15 protein-coding genes are annotated in these 17,233 nt (G+C 69.9%); 12 read left to right on the forward strand and 3 right to left on the reverse strand.

Annotated features, from left to right (window positions below; translation table 11 throughout):
* Positions 1-17: 17 nt before the first annotated feature.
* The 3 genes from DDQ50_RS11480 to DDQ50_RS11490 all read right to left on the reverse strand — a co-directional run bounded on the left by DDQ50_RS11480 (position 18) and on the right by DDQ50_RS11490 (position 2,857).
* Positions 18-563: a type IV toxin-antitoxin system AbiEi family antitoxin gene (locus DDQ50_RS11480; protein ID WP_205663625.1), complete on the reverse strand. Its 546-nt coding sequence runs from the start codon at positions 561-563 to the stop codon at positions 18-20.
* 131 nt (positions 564-694) lie between these two features.
* On the reverse strand, positions 695-1,924 hold the full coding sequence (locus DDQ50_RS11485) for a DUF349 domain-containing protein (protein WP_116756856.1): 1,230 nt from the start codon (positions 1,922-1,924) through the stop codon (positions 695-697).
* 138 nt (positions 1,925-2,062) lie between these two features.
* A complete protein-coding gene (locus DDQ50_RS11490) occupies positions 2,063-2,857 on the reverse strand; it encodes a peptidylprolyl isomerase (RefSeq protein ID WP_116756857.1) in 795 nt (264 codons plus the stop codon).
* A 205-nt stretch (positions 2,858-3,062) separates the two neighbouring features.
* Between DDQ50_RS11490 and DDQ50_RS11495 the strand changes: the two genes are divergently transcribed.
* The 12 genes from DDQ50_RS11495 (at position 3,063) to DDQ50_RS11550 (ending at position 17,233) form a co-directional block, all read left to right on the forward strand.
* Positions 3,063-4,481, forward strand: coding sequence for a replication-associated recombination protein A (locus DDQ50_RS11495; protein ID WP_240614419.1), 1,419 nt, complete (start codon positions 3,063-3,065; stop codon positions 4,479-4,481).
* A gap of 160 nt (positions 4,482-4,641) precedes the next feature.
* Complete coding sequence (gene rpsD / locus DDQ50_RS11500; RefSeq protein WP_116756859.1) at positions 4,642-5,271, forward strand: 30S ribosomal protein S4; 630 nt, start codon at positions 4,642-4,644, stop codon at positions 5,269-5,271.
* Positions 5,272-5,549: 278 nt separating this feature from the next.
* Complete coding sequence (locus DDQ50_RS11505) at positions 5,550-5,945, forward strand: DUF948 domain-containing protein (RefSeq protein WP_116756860.1); 396 nt, start codon at positions 5,550-5,552, stop codon at positions 5,943-5,945.
* Positions 5,946-6,018: 73 nt separating this feature from the next.
* Positions 6,019-6,228 carry a hypothetical protein gene (locus DDQ50_RS11510; protein ID WP_133245962.1) on the forward strand — a complete coding sequence of 70 codons (210 nt, stop codon included), beginning with the start codon at positions 6,019-6,021 and terminating at the stop codon, positions 6,226-6,228.
* Between the two features lie 111 nt (positions 6,229-6,339).
* Positions 6,340-8,991, forward strand: coding sequence for an alanine--tRNA ligase (gene alaS / locus DDQ50_RS11515; protein WP_116756862.1), 2,652 nt, complete (start codon positions 6,340-6,342; stop codon positions 8,989-8,991).
* A gap of 1 nt (position 8,992) precedes the next feature.
* On the forward strand, positions 8,993-9,454 hold the full coding sequence (ruvX, locus tag DDQ50_RS11520; protein WP_116756863.1) for a Holliday junction resolvase RuvX: 462 nt from the start codon (positions 8,993-8,995) through the stop codon (positions 9,452-9,454).
* A 9-nt stretch (positions 9,455-9,463) separates the two neighbouring features.
* Positions 9,464-10,780, forward strand: coding sequence for an endolytic transglycosylase MltG (gene mltG, locus DDQ50_RS11525; protein WP_116756864.1), 1,317 nt, complete (start codon positions 9,464-9,466; stop codon positions 10,778-10,780).
* A complete protein-coding gene (locus tag DDQ50_RS11530) occupies positions 10,777-11,607 on the forward strand; it encodes a shikimate dehydrogenase family protein (RefSeq protein WP_240614350.1) in 831 nt (276 codons plus the stop codon). Before mltG ends, DDQ50_RS11530 begins: the two co-directional genes overlap by 4 nt.
* A 2-nt stretch (positions 11,608-11,609) precedes the next feature.
* Positions 11,610-12,812: a chorismate synthase gene (gene aroC / locus DDQ50_RS11535; protein WP_116756865.1), complete on the forward strand. Its 1,203-nt coding sequence runs from the start codon at positions 11,610-11,612 to the stop codon at positions 12,810-12,812.
* On the forward strand, positions 12,805-13,317 hold the full coding sequence (locus tag DDQ50_RS11540; protein WP_116756866.1) for a shikimate kinase: 513 nt from the start codon (positions 12,805-12,807) through the stop codon (positions 13,315-13,317). The genes aroC and DDQ50_RS11540 overlap by 8 nt, the downstream gene beginning before the upstream one ends.
* Entirely contained in the window at positions 13,314-14,399 is a 1,086-nt protein-coding gene (aroB, locus tag DDQ50_RS11545; RefSeq protein WP_116756867.1) for a 3-dehydroquinate synthase, read from the forward strand. The genes DDQ50_RS11540 and aroB overlap by 4 nt, the downstream gene beginning before the upstream one ends.
* Positions 14,400-14,539: 140 nt before the next feature.
* Positions 14,540-17,233, forward strand: a complete 2,694-nt coding sequence (locus DDQ50_RS11550; protein WP_116756868.1) for an RCC1 domain-containing protein — start codon at positions 14,540-14,542, stop codon at positions 17,231-17,233.

The following is a 17,233-nucleotide window of genomic DNA, read 5'->3' on the forward strand; positions in this document are numbered from 1 at the left end:
ATCTTCGTTCTGATCGATCAGTCGGGTATCGGCAGGTCGAGGATCCTCCGGGTGCCGCGGATTCGCTCCCTCTGGAACCGGCGGTCGGCCAAGAGGGCGAGAACGGCTGCCGTGCCGATGCCCTCGTTCCGAAGCAGAGCGGCCACCATCGTCGCCGTGGCGGGGGAGTAGCTCCGCATCCGGACGAGGTCGACCGCGGTTCTGAGCGGCGAGGTCACGCGGAGGCCGCCGATGCCGATGACCTCGTCGTCGCGGAGGACCGATTCGCGCACCCGGACACCGCGCATCGCTTCGGTGGACTGCGATTTGCCGGCCGGCACGATCACCTCGATGGGGCGCGGGCACTCGTCGGTGGCTCCGAAGACCCAGGATGCGGTCTCACGTGCGGCGATCCGCGGGCCGCGCAGGGAGTCGGCGATCGAACCGATCCGCACCGCGGCATCCTCGAAGGTGTCGGCGCAGACATAGCCATCGCCGACGGCGAAGAGGTCGCCGTCCAGCCGGAGAGCGCACAGTTCAGCGGACGAGAAGTCGTGAGGGGTCAGTACCGCCGGAAGAGCCATGACCGAAGACTGCCGCAGTGCAGTCCGATGCAGTCCGCTGTTCCGCCCGTCTGTGGAGAACTCCCCGCCGAGCGCAGCTGTGCAGTCCGCGGCGGGACCGCGGGGTCAGCGCCGGGAGAGCCCCGCCGGGATCAGCCGAGAGCGTCGAGCCAGACGCGGCGAGCCGCGAGCGCCTCTTCCGCCTCGGCGATCTTGCGCTGGTCACCGGCTTCGCGCGCGGTGGCCAGCTCGGACTCGAGCTTGCCGATCGCGGCTTCGAGCTGCGCGGCGAGGCCCTCGGAGCGGGCCTTCTTCTCGGGGTTGTTGCGCTGCCAGTGCTCGTCCTCGAGCGCCTTCACGGCGAGCTCCACCTTGCGAAGGCGATCGCTGACCGTGCGCATCTGCTCCTTGGGCACCTTGCCGATCTCGTCCCAGCGACGCTGGATGCCGGTGAGCTTGTCGCGCGCGGCGATGCGATCGGTGGCGGTGAGCAGCGGCTCCGCCTCGTCGAGGAGCGCGAGCTTCTGCTCGAGGTTCGCGGCGTACTCCTCGTTCTCGACGGCGTCGACCGCGGCCTTGGCGGCGAAGAGAGCGTCCCCGGCGGCCTTGAAGCGCGCCCAGAGCGCGTCGTCCTGCTTCTTCCCCGCGCGGCCGGCGTTCTTCCAGTCGTCGAGGAGGTCGCGGTAGGCGGGGATGCCCTGCGCGCCCTTGGGGGCGAGCGCCTCGGCCCGTTCGACGAGCTCGGCCTTGCGGGTGCGCACCTCACGGTGCTGCGTGTCGAGCTCGGCGAAGAACGCTCGGCGGTGGTGGTCGATCGTCGAGCGGGCGGCGCGGAAACGCTTCCACAGGGCGTCGGCGGTCGACTTCGGGAGACGCGGACCGTCGTGCTGGGCAGCCTGCCACTGGGCGAACAGCTCGTCGAGCTTCGTCGTCGTCTGCTTCCACTGGGTGGTCGCGGGGTCCGTCGCCGCGAGCGCCTCGGCCTTGGCGACCAGCTCCTCGCGCTCCGCCACAGCCTTCTCGAGCTGGGCCTTGGCTTCAGCGCTCTGCTTCTCGGTGAGGTCGGCGACGCCCTCGTCGAGCTTCTTCAGACGTGCCAGCAGGCCCTCGAGGTCGCCGACCGCCGAGGCGGTGCGAACGGTGTCGGCGAGCTTGCGCACACCCTTGGCGAGATCGGTCGCCGAGGCGCCGGCGCGCGAACGCTGCTCGAGCAGCTTCACCTGGCCTTCGAGGTCCAGGAACTTGCGCTCGTAGTACTGGAGAGCCTCTTCGGGCGTGGCGTCGGGATACTGTCCGACGAGCCTTTCGCCTTCAGCCTCGCGGACGTAGACGTTGCCGTCGGGGTCGACGCGGCCCCATGGTGCGGAGTCGGTGGTGGTCACGATGTTCCTCGAGAGAGCCGTTGAGCAAAAGAGCACGCCGAATCGCCCCGGCGCGCGGCCAAGCCTATTGCACCCGCCCCGCAGAGCACGGGCCGGTTACCGGACCGTGACGAACGCGTCGCGGCCGGGCCGCACGCCTCACTGGAGGGTGAACGAGCCGATCGTGGTCGCGACGGCGGGTGCACCGTCGTTCGAGCCGTCCGCGACCCCGGCGTCGGTGATCTGCGCGGCGAGCTGATCGAGTCCGCTCGTGACCGTTCCGACCACGCTGTATCCGCCCGCCTCGTCGGCGGGGATGGTGGTGTCCTCGTAGACGATGAAGAACTGCGTGCTCTGGCTGTAGGCGTTGCCGCCCTGACGCGCCATCGCGATGGTTCCGGCGGGGTAGACATCGTCGGCCGGCGCGTTCTCGATCGGGCCGTACTGGAATCCTGTGTCGCCGGTGCCGTCGCCGTTGACCGAGCCGCACTGCAGCACGAAGAAGCCGCCGTTGGTGAGGCGATGACAGGTCTTGCCGTCGTAGAAGCCCTCGTCGGCCAGGCTGATCAGGGCCGAGACCGCCTGGGGAGCGGTGGCGCCGTCGAGCGAGACGCCGAGATCGACCCCGTTCAGGACCAGCGAGCCCGTCCAGGTGCGCCCCTCGGCGATGTCGGCACTCGGCACGTCGCCGGTGTTCGCGCCGGCCTCGGGGGAAGCCGATGCGGACGGCGTCGGTGTGGGGGTCGGCTCGGGCACGCCCGGTCCGATGGAGAAGAAGAGCAGCTGGGCGACGGTCGCGAGCGCCAGGACCACGACGACGGCGACCACGGCGACGATGTTGTCCCGGCGACGACGGCGGGCCTGTTCGACATGCACGGTCTGCTTCGCGTGGTAGTCGCGCAGCCTCTGCCGCGTCTCTCTCTCGAAGCGGTCGTCGCGCTTGCCGGATGCCACTTCAGTCGTCCTCCCCGCTCCGCGGGTCGCGGATGCCGGACCAGCATACGGCGAGGGCGGCGGCCGACCGCGTCGTGCCGCGCGGCTGAGACGGAGAGCGCCGTCGAGTCGTCGGGGGCGCCCGATGTCGGAGGCGAGTGCCTACGATTGGCCGGTGACGAGTCAGCAGGGTCTGCGATCAGGGGCCACCCCTCTCGCGGTCCGCATGCGGCCCCGCAGCCTCGACGAGGTCGCGGGCCAGCGTCACCTCCTCCGACCCGGCTCCCCTCTCGTCGCCCTCGCCGGCGACGTCACGGGGGAGTCCGGCGCCGTCTCCGTGATCCTCTGGGGCCCGCCGGGCACGGGCAAGACAACGCTGGCTCAGGCGATCGCGCACAGCTCCGGTCGGCGTTTCGTCGAGCTCTCGGCGGTGACCGCCGGCGTCAAGGATGTGCGCCAGGTCATGGAGGAGGCGAGGTCGCAGCGCGACCTCTACGGCGTCTCGACGGTCCTCTTCCTCGACGAGATCCACCGCTTCACCAAGGCGCAGCAGGACGCCCTGCTCCCGGGCGTCGAGAACGGATGGGTGATCCTGGTCGCCGCGACCACGGAGAACCCGTCGTTCTCCGTCATCTCGCCGCTGCTCAGCCGCTCACTCCTCCTCACCCTCCAGGTCCTGAGCGATGACGACCTGGGGCTCCTCGTCGACCGCGCCGTGTCCGACGAGCGCGGCCTCGACGGCAAGGTCGTCCTCGACCCCGAGGCCCGGGCCTCGCTGATCCGGCTGGCATCCGGCGACGCCCGCCGCGCTCTCACCGCGCTCGAGGCCGCCGCGTTCTCGGCGGTGTCGATCGCCAAGACGGGGGATGACACCACCGACATCGAGGATCTCGACGAGGTCGACGGGCTCCTCGCCTTGGACGAGGACGAGGACGACGATGACGACGACGACGAGCCGTTCGATGCGGCGCCTGCCGCCGACAGCGTTCCCACCGGCGACCTTCCCGTCATCACGGCCGAACTGGTCGCCCGCGCAGTCGACCGGGCACTGCTGCGCTACGACCGTCAGGGCGACGAGCACTACGACGTCATCAGCGCGTTCATCAAGTCGGTGCGGGGGAGCGACGCCGACGCCGCCATCCACTACCTGGCCCGCATGATCGAGGCCGGCGAGGATCCGCGTTTCATCGCGCGCCGCATCATCGTGTCAGCCTCGGAGGACGTCGGAATGGCCGACCCGCAGGCCCTCGTCATCGCGATCGCCGCAGCAGACGCAGTCCAGTTCATCGGCATGCCGGAAGGGCGCATCCCACTCGCCGAAGCCGTCATCTACCTCGCCACGGCACCCAAGTCCAACGCGGCCTACACCGCCATCGACAAAGCCATCGCCGATGTCAAGGCGGGCCGGATGGGCCGCGTACCCAAACACCTGCGCGACGCCCACTACCCGGGCGCCAAGCGCCTCGGACACGGCCAGGGCTACAAGTACGCGCATGACTACGAGCACGGTGTCGCGGCGCAGCAGTACCCGCCCGACGAGCTCCGCGGGGTCGACTACTACCGACCGACGGGCAACGGCTACGAGCGCGACGTGTCAGCGCGGCTCGAACGTCTGCGACGCATCGTGCGCGGGGACGGCTCGTGATAGAGTTTCCGACGGCCTGAAACCAGTCTCGAGCGAGCGGCTCCGCAACGGACACGGAAGAGGGATCGAAGCCTGTAGCCGGCCGATCCCGTGGCGACACTCTCTAGTTCTTTTCCCGGCACGCTCACGCGTGCATTGCTTCATGTTCTCGAAGGGAATCATGGTTACCAAGTCACAGGACCGCCGCAAGGTGCGTCTCTCGCGTGCCCTCGGCATCGCACTCACCCCGAAGGCCGCCCGCTACCTGGAGAAGCGTCCTTACGCTCCCGGCGAGCACGGCCGCACCAAGCGCAAGGCCGATTCCGACTACGCGGTCCGTCTGCGCGAGAAGCAGCGTCTGCGCGAGCAGTACGGCATCCGCGAGAAGCAGCTCCGCCGCGTCTTCAACGAGGCACGCCGCACCGACGGCCTGACCGGTGAGAACCTGGTCGAGCTCCTCGAGCAGCGTCTCGACGCCCTCGTGCTCCGCGCCGGTTTCGCCCGCACGACCGCGCAGGCCCGCCAGCTCGTCGTGCACCGTCACATCCAGGTCGACGGCCAGCTCGTCGACCGCCCGTCGTTCCGTGTGAAGCCGGGTCAGCTGATCCACGTCAAGCAGCGCAGCGAGGGCCTCGAGCCCTTCCAGGTCGCCGCTGCCGGTGGTCACGCCGAGGTCCTGCCCAAGGTTCCGGGCTACCTCGAGGTCGAGCTCGACAAGCTCCAGGCGCGTCTCATCCGTCGTCCGCTGCGCGCAGAGGTCCCCGTGACCGCTGAGGTGCAGCTCGTCGTCGAGTACTACGCAGCTCGCTAGCACGGCGGCTTTCGGAAGGCCCGGTGGGCCTTCCGGAAGTCGACGGGCGCGAGCTGTCGTAGGCCGCAGGCCGTACGCGCATGCGGTAGCCGACCATCCCGGGAACGGACGGTCGAACGCAGATGCTCCTGTAAGTCCGTGAACTGCCCAGTTCGGTTGGAAATCCGCCTCGCGGAACCGTCGAACTGGGCAGTTCGCGTTTCCGGGCGGCGGGTCCGTCGGAACCGCCCGTCCGCACGGGTCGGTAGGGTTGAGTGACTTTTGTGGAGGTGGGCGTCATGACCGGTGGAGACATCGCGGGGCTGATCGCGGCGGGTGTGTTCGCGATCCTGGTGGCGCTGCTGGCAGTGCCGCTGCTCAAGCTGGGGAAGGTGCTCGATCAGACGACGGCATCCATCAAGGAGGCCACTGACGGCATCACGCCGATCCTCGACGAGACGACCGAGACGATCAGGCAGGCGAACCACCAGCTGACGCGTGTCGACACGATCACCTCGAACGTCGCCGAGGTGTCCGGCAACGTCTCCGCCCTCGTCGCTCTGTTCGCCGCATCGGTCGGCGGCCCACTGATCAAGCTCGCCGGCTTCAGCGCCGCGGTGCGGGCCGGCATCGTCGGACTGCGCGGTGCGAAGAAGGCCGAGAAGGTCGTCAAGGGCAAGGCACGCGCGAAGTAGTCGCCACGGCCTACGCTTGACCGACGCGTCACACGACGAACATCTCCGCACCTCGCATCCGAAGGGCACGACCATGAAGAAGCTCCTGTGGCTCATCGCCGGTGCGGGCATCGGTTTCCTCGCAGCGCGACGCTTCGCATCGACTTCGCAGGGCAGGGCGTTCTTCGACGCCGTGGATGCCCGCACGAGCGAGTTCCGCGCCACCGTCGTGGACAGCTACCACCAGCGTCAGGCCGATCTCCGGGCCGCCATCGGAGAATCCGACAAGGGTCCGCGCAAGTAGACTCCTTGCGGTCCGCGGTGATCTGATCGGTCGCCGCGCTCGACACGTCACCCGTGCTCGGGGCGGTGTGCATCGCATTCCGTTCCGGGACTCAAGAATCGACAAGGTCCCATGCAGACTGCCGAAATCCGCCGCCGTTGGCTCGACTTCTTCGGTGAGCGCGGCCACACCATCGTCCCGTCGGCGTCCCTCGTCAGCGACGACCCGTCGCTGCTGTTCACCGTCGCGGGCATGGTGCCCTTCATCCCGTACCTGACCGGCGTGGTCCCGGCACCGTACCCGAGGGCGACGAGCGTCCAGAAGTGCATCCGCACCCTCGACATCGAAGAGGTCGGCAAGACCACCCGGCACGGCACGTTCTTCCAGATGAACGGCAACTTCTCCTTCGGCGACTACTTCAAAGAGGGCGCGATCGGCTACGCCTGGGAGCTGCTGACGACTCCCGAGTCCGCCGGCGGGCTCGGTTTCGACGAGAAGGACCTCTGGGTCACCGTCTACGAGGACGACCAGGACGCGTTCGACCTGTGGCGCAAGCAGGGAGTCCCCGCGAGCCGCATCCAGCACCGCGGCAAGGCGGACAACTACTGGAACACCGGCCAGCCGGGGCCGGGCGGCCCCTGCTCCGAGATCTACTTCGACCGCGGCCCCGGCTACGGCATCGAGGGCGGGCCCGAAGCCGACGAGGACAGGTACATCGAGATCTGGAACCTCGTCTTCATGCAGTACCTGCTGAGCGAGGTCCGGTCGAAGACCGACTTCGACATCGCGGGCGACCTGCCGCGCAAGAACATCGACACCGGCATGGGGCTCGAGCGCGTCGCGTTCCTCAAGCAGGGTGTCGACAACCTGTACGAGATCGACCAGGTGCGCCCCGTCCTCGACCTGGCCTCGGAGCTCTCGGGCCGCCGTTACGGCGCCGATCACGGCGATGACGTCCGCATGCGGGTCGTCGCGGACCACGTGCGCAGTGCGCTCATGCTGATGGCCGACGGCGTCGCGCCGGGCAACGAGGGGCGCGGCTACGTGCTCCGCCGTCTCATGCGCCGCACCGTGCGTGCGATGCGTCTCCTCGGCGTCGAGGACCCGACGTTCCCCGCGCTCTTCGCGGCGTCGCGCGACGCGATGCGGACCGCCTACCCCGAGGTGCAGACCGACTACGCGCGGATCGAGCGCACCGCCGTCGGAGAGGAGGAGACCTTCCTGCGCACCCTCGCGGGCGGAACCACCATCCTCGACGTCGCCGTCGGCCGCACCAAGGGCGCGGGAGCGTCCCAGCTGCCGGGTGACACCGCCTTCCAGCTGCACGACACCTACGGGTTCCCGATCGACCTGACGGTCGAGATGGCGGAGGAGGCCGGCCTCAGCGTCGATCGCGGCGCGTTCGACCGACTCATGGCGGAGCAGCGCGCCCGCGCGAAGGCCGACGCGAAGTCGAAGAAGAAGGCGATCGCCGACCTCTCCGTGTACGGCCAGTTCCGCGCGATCGGGGAGACCGAGTTCCGCGGCTACGACTACCTGCAGGCCGAGGCCCGGGTGCTCGGCATCCTGCGCGACGGCGGTTCCGTCGACTCCGCGCGTGCCGGCGACACCGTCGAGGTCATCCTGTCCGAGACCTCGCTGTACCCCGAGTCCGGTGGTCAGGAGGCCGACGCCGGAAGCATCCTCGGGGTCGGGTTCGAGCTCGAGGTCCAGGACGTCCAGCGACCCGTCAAGGGGCTGATCTCCCACCGCGTGCTCGTGCGCTCGGGCGAGGTCGCCGTCGGCGATGCTGCCACCACCGTCGTCGATCCTGTCTGGCGCCGCGGCGCGACCCAGGCCCACTCCGCCACGCACCTCGTGCACGCAGCCCTGAGGCAGGTCCTCGGGCCCGAGGCCCACCAGTCCGGGTCGTACAATAAGGCCGGGTACATGCGCCTCGACTTCAGCTGGAACAAGGCCCTGTCGCCCGAGACGCGCAGCGAGATCGAGGGCGTCGCGAACGACGCCATCCAGCAGGACTACGACGTCGTCACGCGCGTCATCCCGCTCGACGAGGCGAAGGCCCTCGGCGCTATGGCGCTGTTCGGCGAGAAGTACGGCGACACGGTCCGCATGGTGGACATCGGGGGCCCGTGGTCCCGCGAGCTGTGCGGTGGAACCCACGTGGGGTCCAGTGCGCAGATCGGGCTCATCAACCTCGTGGGCGAGTCGTCCGTCGGATCGACGAACCGCCGTGTGGAGTCCCTCGTCGGGCCCGACGCCTTCCGCGACTTCGCGACCGAGCGGGCCATCGTCTCGCAGCTCACGAACGAGCTCAAGACCCCGCGTGATCAGATCCCTGCGCGCATCGCCGATCTGCTGGCGAGCCTCAAGTCGGCCGAGAAGCGGATCGCCGAGTTCGAGCAGCAGGCGCTGTCGAGTCGGGTCCCCGCGCTCGTGGCATCGGCCGGCACGGTGGGCGAGCTCACCGTCGTCGCCCAGCAGATCGGATCGGTCCGCAGCGGAGACGAGCTGCGCGCACTCGCGACCACCGTGCGCGAGCGTCTCGGCGGTCGAACCGTCGTGGCCCTCGCGGCCGATGTGGCGGGCAAGCCCTCGGTGATCGTCGCGACGACGCCGGGTGCCCGTGAGGCGGGTGCCAAGGCCGGCGTGCTGGCGAAAGCGGCGGCGTCGGTTCTCGGCGGTGGCGGCGGCGGCAAGGACGACATCGCTCAGGGCGGTGGTTCCGACCTGTCGGCCATCCCCGCCGCCCTCGACGCGGTCGTCGCGGCCCTTCGGAGCTGACGTGCGGCACGGCGTCCGCATCGGCGTCGACGTCGGACGCGTCAGGGTCGGACTCGCCGCGTCGGATCCCTCGGGATTCCTCGCATCCCCGGTCGAGACGATCCAGCGCGGCGACGACGTCGGCCCCGTGATCGCTCGGATCATCGCCGAGGCGGTGGACCGCGACGCGATCGAGATCGTCGTCGGACTGCCGATGTCGCTGTCGGGCGCCGACACCGCGTCGACCGCCGATGCGCGGGACGTCGCGCGCGCCCTCGCCGGTGCGTCCGAGCTCCCCGTCCGGCTGATCGACGAGCGTCTCAGCACGGTCACGGCGCAGGCCGCGCTGCACGGTGTCGGTCGCAACTCGCGGCGCTCCCGTTCCGTGGTCGACCAGGTCGCCGCCGTTATACTTCTGCAACACGCCCTCGACTCCGAGCGCGCCGGGGGAGCGCTTCCCGGCCAGCTCGCCGAGCACGACTGAGAGTTGCCTGTGCCCCCCGAGACTCCTCCCCAGCGCGGATACGACGATGACCGCGCGACCGTCGTCCCGCCCACCTGGTCGGAACTGCTGGGGGATGAGGGTGCGCGCGAACGCGAGGCCGCTCCCGAGATCCAGGCGTCGTCGCGGCGCGAGCTCCGCGAGCAGGAGGCCGCCCGCGCGTCCGCTGATCCGGGTCGCGGTTCGGGGCAGACCGACCTGCCGATCTACGGATTCGACGGCGACCGTCCGCGCAAGAAGCGCCGGTGGCTGCCCTGGGTGCTGACCCCGCTCATCACCCTCATCGTGATCGGCGGCGGCGGCACCGCCGCGGCGTTCCTCATCATGCCCGACTGGCCGACGCGTCTCGAGGCGCTTCTCGCCGGTCCCGAAGAGCTCGACTACACCGGCAGCGGTGAGGGCGACGTCGTCGTCGTCATCCGCGACGGCGACATCGGCGAGGACGTCGCGAAGACCCTCGTCGCCGCGGGGGTCACGAAGACCTTCGACGCGTTCTACCAGCTGCTCCTGGTCCAGGAGACCGACCCCGGCTTCCAGCCCGGGGCCTACAAGGTCAAGCTCAAGATGAGCGCGCAATCGGCTCTCGACGCGCTCCTCGACCCGGCGAACAAGATCGAGAACCAGGTCGTGCTGCCCGAGGGCGAGACCCTCAGCACGGCCCTGTCGCTCCTGGCCGCAGCCCTGCAGGTCCCCGTCGAGGAGGTCCAGGCCGCGGCCGCCGACTACGGCTCGTACGGTCTCCCCGCCGAGGCGACGAGCCTCGAGGGCTTCATCTTCCCCGCGACCTACCAGTTCGATCCCGGGACGAGCCCGCACGACGCGCTCCAGGCGATGGTCAACCGCTCGTTCCAGGCCCTCGACGAAGCCGGCGTCGCGCCCGAGAACAGGTGGCGCACCGTGGTGCTCGCCTCGCTCATCCAGAAGGAGGCGGGCCTGCGCGACGACTACTACAAGGTGTCGCGGGTCTTCCTCAACCGTCTCGACCAGGGAATGCTCCTGCAGTCGGACGCGACCGTCGCCTACGGCACGGGTAACACCCATCGGGTCGCGACGACCGATGACGAGCGGGCCGACGGGAACAACCCCTACAACACCTACGTCCACGAGGGGCTGCCGGTCGGGCCGATCTCGAACCCGGGCGACCTCGCCATCGACGCAGCTCTCCACCCGGCCGACGGGCCCTGGCTGTTCTTCGTCACCGTCAACCTCGACTCCGGAGAGACCGTCTTCTCCGAGACGGTGGACGAGCACGAGGTCGCGGTCGACCAGTGGCTGAACTGGATGGACGAGCACCCGGAATACCAGTGACGGCGCAGCACAGGCTGGCGGTCCTCGGGTCACCGATCGCCCACTCGCGTTCCCCGCTGCTGCACTCCGCCGCGTACGAGGTCCTGGGGCTCGACTGGCGCTACGAGCGCATCGAGGTCGGTGCCGACGCGCTGGGGGATCTCGTGCGCGGACTCGGACCGGAGTGGCGAGGGCTGTCGCTGACGATGCCGCTGAAGGAAGCGGCCCTTCCGGTCGCCGCGCGAATGGACGACACCTCCCGCATCGCGGGGGCGGGCAACACGGTCGTCTTCGACGAGGGCGGTCCGTCGCTCTGGAACACCGATGTCGAGGGCATCGTCGGCGCCCTCCGCGCTAACGGGGTCGGCTCCGTCGACGACGTTGTGCTGCTGGGCACGGGGGCCACCGCGCGTTCGGCCTTGCTCGCGCTGGCCCGTCTCGGTGCGAGGTTCGTGATGATCGCCGGACGCACCCCGGCGAACGTCGACGCGGCCGTGGTTTTCGCCGTCTCCCAGGGACTCGAGTCGCGCGGCTCGGGACTCGACTTCGCCGACTGGCCTGGGGCCGACCTCGTCGTGAGCACGCTGCCCGCCGCCGCCGGGATCTCTCTCCCGGGCGTCGCCACGTCCGCTGCGCTCTTCGACGCGGCGTACGGCGACCGACTCAGCACCCTCGCGCAGCAGTGGACGGACGCCGGCGGGGCCGGCCGCGTGACCGACGGGGTCGACATGCTCGTCCGTCAGGCTCTGCTCCAGGTGCGCGCGTTCGTCGGCGGTTCCCCTGCCGTCCCGCTCGAGCGCGAGGAGGCGGTGCTCCGGGCGATGCTCGCCGCTGTGGGAAGATCGTGACCATGCTTCGTTGGCTCACCGCCGGGGAATCGCACGGACCCGAGCTGGTCGCGATCCTCGAAGGGCTCCCCGCCGGGACCCCCGTCACACTCGACCTCATCCGCACCGATCTGGCACGGCGAAAGCTGGGTTACGGTCGGGGCTCGCGGCAGAAGTTCGAGGAGGACGAGCTGGCGGTGTCCGGGGGCGTCATCCACGGCCTCAGCATCGGAAGCCCCATCGCGCTCCGCATCGGCAACACCGAGTGGCCCAAGTGGGCCGAGGTGATGAGCTCCGAGCCCGTCGAGCTGACCGAGAAGTCGCGCGGTCGCGGTGCGCCGCTGACCCGTCCCCGCCCCGGGCACGCCGACCTCACCGGCATGCAGAAGTACGGATTCGACGAGGCGCGCCCCGTTCTGGAGCGGGCCAGCGCGCGCGAGACCGCGGCGCGCGTCGCACTCGGGGCCGTGGCCCGCTCGTTCCTGCTGGAGCTCGGCGTCGAGCTCATCAGCCACACCCTGTCGATCGGTCCCGTCCGCGTGCCCGAGGGATCTCCACTCCCGCACCCGTCCGATCTCGCCGCGATCGACGCCGATCCGCTGCGTTGCTTCGACCCCGCGACGAGCGAGCGCATGGTCGCCGAGATCGACGACGCGAAGCGCGCCGGCGACACCCTCGGCGGAGTCGTCGAAGTCCTCGCCTACGGGCTCCCGCCCGGAGTCGGCTCCTACGTCCACGGCGACCGTCGTCTCGACGCTCAACTGGCCGGAGCGCTCATGGGCATCCAGGCGATCAAGGGCGTCGAGGTCGGCGACGGATTCGTGACGACCACCCGGCGCGGTTCCGAGGCGCACGACGAGCTCGTGCCGGGACCTGACGGCATCTCCCGCCTCACCGCCCGTGCGGGCGGCATCGAGGGCGGCATGACGACCGGGACGGTCCTCCGGGTGAGCGCGGGCATGAAGCCCATCTCGACCGTGCCCCGCGCTCTGCGCACCATCGACGTCTCCAGCGGCGAGGTCGCGTCGGCGCACCACCAGCGCTCCGACGTCTGCGCCGTCCCCGCCGCGGGCGTCGTCGCCGAGGCGATGACGGCGATCGTGCTCGCGGGCGCGATGCTCGAGAAGTTCGGGGGCGACTCCGTCGCGGAGACCCGTCGCAATGTCGAGAGCTACCTGTCGTCGATCCCCGAGACCCTGCGCACCGCGGCCGAGCTGAATGCCTGACCCGCGGCCGCGACTGGTCCTGATCGGGCCGCCGGGAGCAGGCAAGACCAAGGTCGCCAAGCGCGTCTCCCGCGCCCTCGGACTGCCCTTCACCGACACCGACAAGGCGATCGTGGCCGAACACGGTGAGATCGCGGCGATCTTCTCCGAGCACGGGGAGGCCCACTTCCGCCGACTCGAGCGCGACGCGGTCGCCGCTGCCCTCACCACCTCGGGCGTCGTCTCGCTGGGCGGGGGAGCCGTGCTGGACCCGCGGACCCAGGCCGACCTCGGTGAGCACACCGTCGTCCTGCTCACCGTCTCGCCCGAGGCGGTCGGACCTCGCATCGCGGGTGCCAAACGGCCACTGCTCGCAGCTGGAGGAGTCGCCGCCTGGAGCGCGCTGGTCGAACAGCGTCGCCCGGTCTACGAGGCACTCGCCGACGCCACTTTCGACACGTCGCACACCCCCATGGATGTCGTCGCGCAGCGGGTCATCGACTGGCTCATTGAGGAGGAATCATGACCGACCTCACCCGGATCCCCGTCGGCGGAGACGGTGCGGGCGGCGGTTACGACGTCCTCGTCGGCCGGGGCCTCGACGATGCCGTCGTGTACGCCCTCGGCACGGGCGTCAGCAAGGTGCTCATCGTCCACCCGCCCACGCTCGGCGCGAAGGCGGAGCGGCTGCGACAGAAGCTCGGCGAGCGCTACCAGGTGCTGCTCGCGGAGATCCCCGACGGCGAGGGGGCCAAGCGCGTCGAGGTCGCCGCATTCTGCTGGCAGATCCTCGGGCAGTCCGACTTCACCCGTTCCGACGCCGTCATCGGCCTCGGGGGAGGCTCGACGACCGATGTCGCGGGTTTCGTTGCGGCCACCTGGCTGCGCGGCGTGACGCTCGTGCAGATGCCGACCTCGGTCCTGGGCATGGTCGACGCGGCCGTCGGCGGGAAGACCGGCATCAACACGGCCGAGGGCAAGAACCTCGTCGGGTCGTTCTACGCCCCGTCCGCCGTCGTCGCCGATCTCGACCTGCTCGACACCCTGCCGCGCAACGAGATCCTCGCCGGGTTCGCCGAGATCGCCAAGTGCGGCTTCATCGCGGTTCCCGAGATACTCGACATCATCGAAGCCGACCCCGAGCGGGTCACCGACCCGACGACGCCCGAGTTCCGCCGCGTCGTCGAGCTCGCGATCCAGCTCAAGGCCGAAGTCGTGTCCGAGGACTTCCGCGAGGCCGGGCGACGCGAGATCCTCAACTACGGGCACACGCTCGGACACGCCATCGAGCACGCCGAGCGGTACCAGTGGCGGCACGGAGCGGCGATCTCGATCGGCATGGTCTACGCGGCGGAGCTGGCGCGCCTCGTCGGTCGACTCGACGACGCCGCGGTCGATCGGCACCGCAGCATCCTCAGTTCGTTGAGTCTTCCGATCGACTACCCGGTCGGGCGTTGGGGCACTCTGCTGGCGACGATGCGCCGCGACAAGAAGGCCCGCGGTGCGCTCCTCCGCTTCATCGTGCTCGACGGCATCGGCAAGCCGACGGTGCTCCAAGGCCCCGAGGATCAGCTGCTTTTCGCCGCCTACCAGGAGATAGCTTCGTAGCGCGAACATTTCGCGCTCCTGCCCGTGGCGGGCCGGTGCGCGGGCGGCGCGCCGTCGCTACCGTGAAACGACCAGGACCTGCGCTGCACGCGCACAGGGGAGTCCTGGCTGACAGATCTCGGTAGGGGACCCACGGCCTGATGGCTCGATTCGCACGCTCATCCGCGCAGCAGCGCCGGCGCACCTGGCTGCGCCGCGCGGGCTTCGCAGCGCTCGCCCTCGTGGTCATGATCCCCATCGGCATCGGCAGCACCGGTGCGTACTTCACCGACGCCCAGAACAACGCCGCCTCGGCTTCCTCCGCCTCGATCGCGTCGCCGACGGGCCTCGCGGTCCAGCGCACCTCCGCGAACATCTACGCATCGGCCAGCTGGAACGGGCTCGCCGCCGACTCTCCTCTGCGCAACTCGCAGCTCGGCGACCGCGCCGTCAGCTACCTGCTCGAGCGGTCGTCGACCGCGGAGTTCGCGAATCCCGTCACGGTGTACTCCGGAACCGGCACGAGCACGCCCGACGCGGGCAAGAGCGCCGCGACCAAGATGATCAACCAGACGCTCGCCGTGGGGCCCACCGCCGAGAGCGCGGTGTGCGCCATCAACGCATTCCGCGGCCTCTCCTGCTGGGGCGCAGGCAGTCGCGGCCAGCTCGGCAACGGCAGCACCAACGCCAGCGCGACCCCGGTCAGCGTCGGCGGCGGCCTCTCCGAGGTCGCGACCGTGGCCGTCGGCGACCGGTTCGGCTGCGCCGTCAACGGCGACGCGGTCTACTGCTGGGGCAGGAACGACTTCGGCCAGCTCGGTGACAACACCCGCACCGACCGCAGCACGCCCGTGCGCGTGCAGGGACTGCCGACCGGCCAGGTCCCGCAGATCCTCTCCGTCGGTTACGACAGCGCCTGCGTCGTGCTCGAGGAGATGTGGTGCTGGGGCCGCGGCGACCGCGGACAGCTCGCCACGGGCAACGCGAACAACCAGCTGACGGCGGTCCGGGCCGGCGCGCTCGGCGACCTGCCGATCAGCGCCGTCGCCATGGGCGTCAACCACACCTGCGTGCTGAGCGAGGGAGCCGTCTACTGCGTCGGGGCCAACAAGCTCGGACAGCGCGGTAACGGCACCGTCCAGGGAGCCTCCGAAGCCGACAGCATGGCCGTGACCCGCGTCACCGGTCTCGGGGGTCAGCAGGCACTCGCTGCCGGCCCGTATCAGACCTGTTCGGCGGCCGCCACGACGATCTCCTGCTGGGGCGAGAACACCCTGTCGCAGCTGGCCGCTCCGGCCTCCGCCTCCTCCAGCACGGCGGTCACCACCTCGGTGACGACCGCGGGTTCCATCCAGAGCATCTCGATGTCCGACGGCGGCGGCTGCGTGCGGCTGGCCGACTCGACGGCCAAGTGCTGGGGGTCGAACTCCAACAAGCAGATCTCGTCCGCCGACACGATCGTCGCGACACCGACCTCGGTGGCAGTGACCGGCACATTGCAGCACATCGTTCGCGGAGGCGTCGTGAGTTGCGTCGTCATCGCCGCGACCATCGACGGCAAAGCCGGATCCGGCATCACCTGCTGGGGAACCGGGGCGAGCGGCCAGCTGGGCGATGGCACGAGCGGCACTCGGGGTGCCCCCGATGCCGCCAAGCTCATCGAGCACCCGGCGGGTGCCGTCAAGTCGATGGTCAAGGTCGTCGCACACAACTACGCCATGTGCGTGATCGTCGGAACCGACGCGACCAAGCAGATCGGCTCGGCCCGCTGCATGGGCGTCAGCTCGCTCATGGGGACCGGATACGCCGACGACGGAGCCGTGCACTGGACACCCGAGACCATCACGCTGCTCGGCGACACCGTCACCGACATCTCGCTCTCGCACGGGACCCACGTGTGCGCCGTCAGCGACGGACTCCCGTACTGCTGGGGACAGAACCCGCAGGGGCAGATCGGCGTTGCCAGAGCGACCACCGCGTACAGCGCCTACCCGCGCCTCGTGCCGCTCCCGGGATCCGGGGCTGTGACGCAGATCGTCGCCAACGATCAGACCTCCTGTGCTCTCAAGGGCACCGACGTCTACTGCTGGGGTCTCGGCACCAGCCCCACCAAACTGCTGAGCGGTGCGACTCAGATCTCCGGCATGGGGGAGCAGTACTGCGCCGTCACGACCGCCGGCAAGGTGACCTGCTGGAAGGGTGTGACCGCCAGCTTCCGACTCAACACCAGCATCTCGAACGCCCGGGATGTGTCGGTCGGCGATCCCGGTGCCTGCGCCGTCACGACGGCCGGCGTCATGTACTGCTGGACGACGGGTTCCGACACCACCGCATCGACCCCGAGCAAAGCATCGGGCATCGCCTGGTCCGACGTCGAATCGGGTCTGCTCGGCAAGTGGTGCGGTCGGAAGACCGCCGACGGGACGGTCTGGTGCTTCCTCGCCAGCGGCGCGTCGAACCATCAGGACGTGCCCGGCGTCAGCGGCGCGTCGGACACCCTTCAGCGCATCGACATCACGGGCGCCGTGACCGTGTCGGTACCGAAGCCGTGGAGCACCGGCTGCGTCATCGTGAACGTCGAGAAGGTCGTCTGCTCGGGCAGCACCTGGAGCCAGATCGTCTCCGCCAAGCAGGGCTCGTGGAGCTCGACGGTCATCTACCCGACGGTCTCGAAGCAGAACCCGACTCCGTCGGTGTCGCTCGGCTGCGCCACAGGGGCGAAGCTCGACACCTCCGACCTCACCTGCTCTCTGCGGCCCGGTTCGACCTACTACTACCGCATCAAGGCGACCGAGTCGGTGGCCGGTTGGCGATCGCCGGCCAGCACGACCGTGACGCTGCCCGCCGCGGGCTGA

The organism is Amnibacterium flavum (assembly GCF_003097495.1).
GTDB lineage: Bacteria > Actinomycetota > Actinomycetes > Actinomycetales > Microbacteriaceae > Naasia > Naasia flava.